Source organism: Lacinutrix sp. YIN62, from assembly GCF_057219185.1.
The window spans coordinates 1-6,990 of record NZ_JBXVVH010000040.1 but is presented as its reverse complement, the minus strand read 5'-3'; the positions used below and the strand labels follow the sequence as shown (position 1 = coordinate 6,990).

Genomic DNA, 6,990 nt, shown 5'->3' with positions numbered 1-6,990 from the left:
AATTTAACCATGCAGAGATCTTTTTCTAGGGTGTCTTCGTGTTTTTCGTCTAGTTTTACTGTATAGGTAATAAGATCGTCTGGCTTAATGATTTTAGCATCAGTTTTGATGCTTTTAATTTTATTTTTTGCTTTCGTTGCTACTGTGGTTGTTGTATTGTTAACTACCGTAGTGAAATTTCCAGCATTGATTCGGTCTTGTTTTTCTAATAAAGCTGTATGTTCTGTAAAAGATCTAGCTCCCGAACTTAATATATTAATATAAATAGCCATTGGATTTATTTTATATTTTAATGCATTCTTTAAAATTATTATTTTCTTATAAACAAATTTTATCCATCTCTTGTTTAACGTTTTTAAATGCAGGGTGAGGAATTAAGTTTAATGTATATTTAATGATAAAAGTGTAATTTAGTATTTCGCAGATTTTTATTAATGCGACATGTTCATAACCAATTTTTCCAAGTTCTTTTTTATAAGAAATCAGATTAACTAATATAATTAGTTTAAGAATTAGTTGTTTATGCATTGATTGTCCTAATTAAAATGTTTTTTATACATTATGCACTACAATCTGTTGTTATTCTATCTATTAATGTAATATACATTTTACCATTAATTCGTGTTAAATAAAAAATAATATCATTTTTGGTTAGTATAACCTTAAAACTATTTTTTTCTATAAATCTTATATTTTTTAATTGTTTTTCTGAATAAGTATTAGCTTCTTGATTTTTGACCATAATTTCAGATATTCTTGGATAACTAATTTTATCTGTCACAAAGACACCTTCTTTATCCCATTTAAAATCAGTGCAATTAAAAGTGACATTATCATTAATAATGTTTTTTAAGTTGTTTTCGCTGATATTTGTAATTATTTGATAAATAGTTCCTTTGGAGCTTTTCTCGATCTTTATTTCATCCCAATATTTTATTTGATCTAGTGCTCCTAATCTATAAGTTTCATATAGCCCAAATTCTGGATGTATATACTTTTTATTAATCAAAATAATTTTTTTCTCTTTCAATAATTTTACTACCTCTATAACTGTGCCTGTTAGTTGATCTGTATAGTTAGTATTTAGTTGTTTTAGTTTTGTAGAACAAGAAATTAGGAATAATAGATTAATTAGTAATATGATTTTTCTCATTTCAATTCGTTTAATATATCATTGATGTAACTACTTCCTTCTCCTTTTGTTTTAGGTTTTATATCATCGTGTGCAAAAATATCATCATTGTTTAGGTTGTATTGTTTTTTTAGCGCTTTGCATAAGCAAACTACCGCATTTTTTTGTTCTTTAGTTAGAGAATCCCATTCACCTTTATCTTCATTTTTATATTTACCGGATGTCTCCTTTCCTGTTGTTTTAGTGAATTTACCCGCAACTTCAATACCAACAGATTCAGAATTAATAGGATACCTTTGAGGGTATTCTTTTTTTAATTCAGCAAGACCTCTTTTTTTATGAGGCCAAACATTTTCATAAGAACCTTCTCCTGTTTCGTCTTTTTCTTTTGAATATAACCCAGATCCTACATGCTGCGTTTTCTTATTTAGAGATGCTGCTTGGTAAACAGTTCCATCTTTAGCTATATAAAAATGAGTCCCCAATGAAGTATTGCTCATGGCTGATATTACATTATCTCCTCCTGTTCTATGCAAAACAATTGCTTTTATAACGGGTAAGGTACCGTTTTCTAATTTTTTTTGATGTTTTTTAATATAGTTCATTCCAGAAATGAAACCATCCTTATCTACTGACATTTCTTTGATTTGAGCACAACATTCGCAAGAACTTAATTCTAACCATTCTCCTTCGATGTTTCTAAAGCGTTTTTCGTCATCGTCAGTTCCATCATTATTCTTACCTAGATATATTACAGGATCATTAATTTCAACTTCAACATATAGATATAAATATGCTTTTTTATCAAATTGTTTTTTTATTTCACTATTCCATTTTTTTATAATGTTACTCTCTTTTGGGGTTAAGTTTATTTTAGTTAGTGCTATATTTTCAAAATCATTATGATTATCTATTGTAGTGTCTTTTGCCAATTCACCTACAATAGATTCAAACTCAAATTGCTCTTTTCCGTTATGTAATATAGTTATGGCTTTATGTTCATCTACTAACACTTTTTTCTTCCCTTGGTGTATTTTTGATTTTACAGTTTTCCCTTGTAAATTTTGTGTTTTTATAACAATATAAATAGCATCTCCTATAGAGGCTTTAGTAATCGGGATAAAAGTCACCTTTTTCCCTTTTTCTATTTGTTCTCCTTTTTTTTTGATTAGGAGTTCTTGATTGATTCTTAAGTCATTATTAATGAGGTTGTTGTCTGATTTTAACTGCTCTAAATCTACCCCGTTTTTAGTTGCTATTTTAGAAAGGTTATCACCAGAAACAACTTTGTATTTTGTAGTTTTTCCTTTTGTTTCTTCGTAAATGACGTTTTCTTTTCTTATTGCAAAATAAGCATCGTTAACAGTATGTGATGTTAATGTTAAAATAGCCTCAGAAAAAGAGTTTTTAAAACTCGCTTTAGCTTTTATTTTAAATGATTTTGATTGCATATGTGTTTAGTCTATATTATCTTAATAATGTACTATTATGTATTTTTTATTCAAACAGTTTATTTTTTGTATGAAGTAATAAAAATAGATTCATAGATTATTTACATTCATTAATCATATAATATGTTTGAGTATTCGTGATTTTATTTTTATAATCTCGCATTTCTATGTAAATACCACCAGTCCATTTGTCTATTGTATTTCCACATTTTTCAAAATACACAGCACCTAAGTAATCCGAATCGATATAATCATATATATAGACATTATTTAAATAATCAGGGTGTTTTATTCCTTCAATAAAGCCTTCTGTATTTGGGGTGTTATAATAAAATCGCATAGTATAGCTTTTATTTTTATTTTTGATTATTGTATCGATATTTTGTACCCCTTTTATTTTTTGGTATTCTAATAATTGTTTTTTTAAACTATCTGTATTTTTTGATGAATTTTTTACAAGAACAATTTCTTGAATCCAATCATTATCTTCTTCAAAATGATTATCTAAATATGTGAATTTAATAGTATTATCCCTTATTGTCTTTTTGCATGAAAACAAAAGCGTTAAGAATATCAATGTTATAAGTTGCTTATTCTTTTTTAATATTCCCATCCTCTTCGTCTTGTTTTAAATTTTATATCTTCTGTCTCTTTTTGTCTAATTTTAGAGGCCAATCCTCTTTTGTTGATACGTTCGATTTTTCCAGTATCGAAATCGCCTTTAAATTCTCGATCAAATGTTATTTTTGTGACAAACGGTTTATACCCGCGTAAATGTTGTAGGGTAAACCAGCAAATAAAGATTTCTTTTGCACTAGGATATGTGTTAAATTTTTTTTGCATATCAGGTAAATCTAAACCAAAGTGATCCCAAAGCGTAACCTGGTATTTTACAGTATAATTTTCTCCATCATTTTTCAATTCTTTCAAGATAACTTCCGTTGCCCAAATATCATTTAAAGCAATAGTGAAGCCTTTATTTAGTTCATTTATTGATTCTAAAGTCTCTACTATTTTTAACGGGTTCCCACTTATTTTACCATATGAATATGTTGGTTTATTAAAGGTTGATTTCTGATTTTTATTTCTTGTGCCTCTAGAGTTACTAAATTCTCTTTTTTTTCCTCTCGTAGTTAAGAAATAAGGGTCTTTATCCTCTATTTTTGTTATATCCTGTTTAAATTTTTGCTTTAGTTCTTCTGAAATATAATCTTCAACAGCTAAGCAATATTCATGAGTTTTATAATGTTTTTTTATATATTTGGTTAGTATTAAATCTTCATAGATACCACCTGTATTACTTTTAAACTTAGCAATCATTCGATCTAAATTACCTTGCATTTCACCTCTAGCAAAATATAATTCTGCTGTTTCTCTAAAATTCCAGAAAAGATAATTGTCATCTCTCCATTTATTCGTTATAGGAGATTTGCCTTCATTAAACTCTTTAATATCCGCTCCAGAATTATAGTTACTTTTAGTTTTTATAGCATACATTTCATTTTTACTATACTTGATTTTTTCATCTTTATTATCGCTATTAATGTATGAAGCATGTTTAAATTCGTCAAAACCAGTATTTTTATACTCTTCAATAAATTGCTCAATTTCACTTGCTGTATATATGTGTGTGTTATTAGAAATAACACCAGTCCCATATGTAAGATCATTTGCTATTTCTTTACCATTAGGAGTTAAACACGGCATTTTATAACGATCTATAACTAATGTCCCTACTACTAGATAATCTTTTTGATTGTTTGGTAATTTTACTTTATCATTGTAATAATCACATCTAAAATATAATTCAATCTGTTTATCAATATCATTTTCTATAAGTGTTTGAAGATTATTTAATTGTATTGTCTTTATTATTTTTCCATTAAAAACTGTTTCATGAGTTGCTGGTTTTTTAGTAGCAGAACTAATCAATGATTGATGATGATCTTTGTCTACTGAACTAAGTTCTTCTTTTTCATTATTATAATCTTCATATAATTCTATATGTACTTTTTCTCCATCGGGAATAGTCGTTTCTATATGAAAATAGACTAACATACCAGGAATAGCTCTTCTGATAGGCTGTAACCCTTTTATATCAATAGACCACCATCCTTTTTTTAGAATACCAGGTTTTTTCCCTTTTAGAGGGACTGCATTAGTAGTTGTTTTATTAGTAGTATCAGATAGAGGAGAAGAATTAGAATTAAGTAATATTATAGCTTTACCTTTGGGATCAACATATGATGGAAAGGATATTTTTTTTTCTCCTTTTTGAATATCAATTTCATTATTATCATTTTCTAAATCAATACAAATTTCTTCACCAGGTAGAATATTTAAAGTAGTAACTTCTAACCAAAAATTAGAGTTAGTTGTTGCTTTTTTAATTGCCTTATCGGGAGTGTTCGTTTCGAGTGCTTTATTCATTTGTTGTGTTTTTAGAACTTTTCCATTCGACATTAATAATTTCAGGATCTTCTACAGGCAATATAACAGGCGCAATTAAAGGTTGTAATTCGGTAGGTTGGTTGATTTGTAAATGATCCGTTATTTTAATAGGAGCACCACCAAAACCGCACATAATCGTTGAGTTTTCTAATAGCGCTTTGCCATCTTGTATCAATGTGTCTGCTGTGTTCTGCCATGCAATAGGAGCGATTACGCCTTGACAAGGCGATGCTTGGTACGGGCTTTTTTTACAATTTCCTTGAAAAATAAGATTCGGTTTCCCTTTATCATTTTCATTAGCAAAGAGTTGTCCTTGTATTTTAATTTGATTAGAAGTTACTGTTAAAGTGCCTTCAGGTTTGGTACATAATTGACATTCAATTTTAGCACCATCACATACATAATTTTTACTCATAATCTTTGTCTTCTAATAAAAAATGTAATTGTCTTCTATACCCACGTCCGTTACTTAAAGTACAGGTTATTTCAGCTTTTGCAGTCCATGCGGTGTATTTGTTAATTTTATAATAACCGCTATATTCCTCTATATAAATAGGCGCGGTTCCTATATTATAATAGGTGAAATATTTGTTGATTCGCTTTATAGTTTCAGGATCTATAGGTTTTAGCAGGCCAGTAATTTTATAGGTTAGTAAGTTCGTATTTAGATCTTCTCCAACCAAACTTAACTGTTCTGTAATATGTATCGGTAAGCTATGTATAGTGTTTGCGAATGTTATAGATTTAGATTTTATGGTGGCATCGTTAAAAGGAATGCGTAAAAGGCCATTAAATAAGATTCCAAATAAGCGATACTGTTTTAGGTCGGTAGTAAACCGTTGTTCATGGTTTATTTTTTTACCTATAGCGTCTAGGTATCCATGAGTTAAGTTGCCTTGATGTTGTCGTTTTAATTTCGGAAGTGCAATTTTCCATTGTTTTTTTATGGTTTCATAATTTAAAACCTTAGCAATAGTTCCAGTTGTATCAATCGCGAGGTCTAAAGAATTTGTGAAATCACTAAGTTGCCGTATCAATAGTTCCTGTTTTTTTAATGAAGTATCCAGTGTATATTGATGCGCTACCGTTGCAATTTTAAAATTAAAGGCATTATAATCTAAAGCTTCCAAAGCTACTTGTAATTGTTGTTGGTAGCTGTTTTTTATGATATGCTCATGAAGTTGTGTATATTCATTAATGTTAAAGTTATAACAAACAGCTTTTTCATTTTTTTCATATACATACGGAGATTTTCGATCTTGTATATATAACATAGGCTATCCTTTACTGATTTTAACATCCGAACCTCCTTGAAAAGTAGCGATACCGGCACCTTGTACATTAATATCACCATTTCCTGCAATCATGTCAACTTCGGAAGCATTAATATTAAAACTATTTTGTATATCTATGGCTTTATTTCCTTCAATAGTTTCGGTTATATCAGTAGCTTTTAAATCGTAATTTTGCTCAATAATGGTATTCATATTATTACCGATGCCTAAAGTAAAGTCTTCGCTAATTTGTGAATCCATATTCTTTGTTTGATATGTAATTGCTTCTGCCGCTTTAAAATGGATATTTTTAGCCTCAATATCAATAGTCTCTGGAGCGCTTATCTTGATATTTTTATTAGCCGTATCAATAAAAATAATGTTATTGTTTTTATCGGTAATAGTTATACTTTCACTACGATCGGTATCATTAAACTCTAGTATATGCCCGCTTTTAGTAATAATACTTTTATAATTATTTTGATTGCGTCCACCAGCTGCGGTTGATCCATTGAATAAGCTTCCCATTACAAAAGGGCGGTTGGGGTCGTTATAACGAAAGCCAACCATTACTTGGTCTCCTATTTCAGGTATAAATACATGCCCACGATTTTGCGCGTGGTTGTCGCTACGTCCTGCATCGGGAGTCATTACACGTAGCCAAGAGGTTTTCATAGGACCT

Annotated in this window: 8 protein-coding genes; all 8 read right to left on the bottom strand. The window is 29.2% G+C overall.

Annotated elements, in window-relative coordinates:
- On the bottom strand, positions 1–272 hold a 272-nt coding region (locus AC2D8I_RS15650), incomplete at its 3' end, for a hypothetical protein (protein WP_484707004.1).
- A 287-nt stretch (positions 273–559) separates the two neighbouring features.
- Positions 560–1,153 (bottom strand): hypothetical protein, encoded by a 594-nt coding sequence (locus AC2D8I_RS15645; protein WP_484707003.1) that lies wholly within the window; start codon positions 1,151–1,153, stop codon positions 560–562.
- Positions 1,150–2,583, bottom strand: a complete 1,434-nt coding sequence (locus AC2D8I_RS15640; RefSeq protein WP_484707002.1) for an N-acetylmuramoyl-L-alanine amidase — start codon at positions 2,581–2,583, stop codon at positions 1,150–1,152. Before AC2D8I_RS15640 ends, AC2D8I_RS15645 begins: the two co-directional genes overlap by 4 nt.
- Before the next feature lie 97 nt (positions 2,584–2,680).
- Positions 2,681–3,196 (bottom strand): hypothetical protein, encoded by a 516-nt coding sequence (locus tag AC2D8I_RS15635; RefSeq protein WP_484707001.1) that lies wholly within the window; start codon positions 3,194–3,196, stop codon positions 2,681–2,683.
- Entirely contained in the window at positions 3,184–5,013 is a 1,830-nt protein-coding gene (locus AC2D8I_RS15630) for a DUF3289 family protein (protein ID WP_484707000.1), read from the bottom strand. Before AC2D8I_RS15630 ends, AC2D8I_RS15635 begins: the two co-directional genes overlap by 13 nt.
- Complete coding sequence (locus AC2D8I_RS15625; protein ID WP_484706999.1) at positions 5,006–5,449, bottom strand: DUF4280 domain-containing protein; 444 nt, start codon at positions 5,447–5,449, stop codon at positions 5,006–5,008. The genes AC2D8I_RS15630 and AC2D8I_RS15625 overlap by 8 nt, the downstream gene beginning before the upstream one ends.
- Positions 5,442–6,308: a hypothetical protein gene (locus AC2D8I_RS15620; protein ID WP_484706997.1), complete on the bottom strand. Its 867-nt coding sequence runs from the start codon at positions 6,306–6,308 to the stop codon at positions 5,442–5,444. The genes AC2D8I_RS15625 and AC2D8I_RS15620 overlap by 8 nt, the downstream gene beginning before the upstream one ends.
- A 3-nt stretch (positions 6,309–6,311) precedes the next feature.
- Positions 6,312–6,990: phage baseplate assembly protein V (locus AC2D8I_RS15615; RefSeq protein ID WP_484706996.1), on the bottom strand; the 679-nt coding region annotated here is incomplete at its 5' end.